The sequence below is a fragment of the Bacillus fungorum genome (assembly GCF_002746455.1).
Lineage (GTDB): Bacteria > Bacillota > Bacilli > Bacillales > Bacillaceae_G > Bacillus_A > Bacillus_A fungorum.
The window spans coordinates 1-1092 of the sequence record NZ_NWUW01000129.1 but is presented as its reverse complement, the minus strand read 5'-3'; the positions used below and the strand labels follow the sequence as shown (position 1 = coordinate 1092).

At 33.9% G+C, this 1092-nt stretch carries 2 protein-coding genes; both read left to right on the top strand.

Features of this window, described 5'->3' with window-relative positions:
* The first annotated feature begins 116 nt into the window (after nucleotides 1–116).
* Nucleotides 117–566, top strand: coding sequence for a DUF5411 family protein (locus CO726_RS31010; RefSeq protein WP_099686834.1), 450 nt, complete (start codon nucleotides 117–119; stop codon nucleotides 564–566).
* Between the two features lie 24 nt (nucleotides 567–590).
* Nucleotides 591–986, top strand: coding sequence for a DUF4320 family protein (locus CO726_RS31005; RefSeq protein WP_099686833.1), 396 nt, complete (start codon nucleotides 591–593; stop codon nucleotides 984–986).
* Nucleotides 987–1092 lie beyond the last annotated feature (106 nt).

The following is a 1092-nucleotide window of genomic DNA, read 5'->3' as shown; positions in this document are numbered from 1 at the left end:
AATGAAGAAGATAGCAGAGTTATTACTACCAAACGAATTGCTGAACCAAAAGAAAAATTCTATATTAAGTGGATTTCGATTCCGAAAGACCGAAAATTAAGAAGGAGTGATAAGGGATGCAAAAATTTATTGTTGCAGCAAGTATGTTACTTTTATTTGTAGGTTGTCTATTCTTTGTAACTGATATGGTGATTGGAGATATAACACATACTGATAATAAATCGTCTTTAGAAAGGGGTGGCGAGATAGCTTTGGCTAAGTCTGTAAAAATAGGTACTCTTCGTGCAGAAGAAGAAATAGTTATTGATCGAGAAAAAGCGAAACAAGAGTTTGAAAAAGCGTATAACCGTAATGCGGATTTCAAAGATTCTGCTTCAAAACGTAACTTCACTGTCTATGATGTACAGGAGAAACCAGCAATGATTGCTGTCGAAGGTGATGCGGAAGCTGCTAGTTATTTTAAGCAATTCGATGAGAAAAAAGAAACGATAAAGAGTAAAGCAAGAAGTATTATTATCTATGATGCGAATGGAAAAGAAAAACAATTAGGTGGAAACGTAAAATAAAGAAAAAGAGTAGGTGCACTAAGAATGCAAAATACAGTAACTACAGCTCTATTCCTTACCCTTTCTTTATTATTAATTAGTCTTTTACCCGAAGGTGTTTTGTATGGGATACAGTTGGTGAAAGCACATAACTTTGCTTCTGATATGGTAGAAATCGCAGAGAATAAGGGTGGATTTCAGTATGATTACAATGGAAAAAGGGTGGATTTAGTCCCTGAGATAGAGAAAAGAATGAAAGAAGAAAAGATGGATGGCTGGAAGTATGAGTATACAAAGGGACGCATTGATCATAGTCAACCCCTTTCTTTTAAGGTGAAAGCAGAACACCATTTCTTCATATTTAAGCTGATTGGGGTAGATGGTATAAAGGCTCCGATATGGGCGAGTAAAGATGGGTTGGGACAAGTGTATTTTAAGTAATAAAGATTCTAAGAATCTTACTATAAAAGACTATGCTGAAAAGTATAGTTTTTTTGCTAGAAAAATATATTTGAAAATAAATATATAAAAATACTTTACAAGCTTA

Bases quoted from the DNA above. Each gene is read 5' to 3' on its own strand.
- CO726_RS31010 (WP_099686834.1), top strand. From the start codon at position 117: ATGCAAAAATTTATTGTTGCAGCAAGTATGTTACTTTTATTTGTAGGT.
- CO726_RS31005 (WP_099686833.1), top strand. From the start codon at position 591: ATGCAAAATACAGTAACTACAGCTCTATTCCTTACCCTTTCTTTATTA.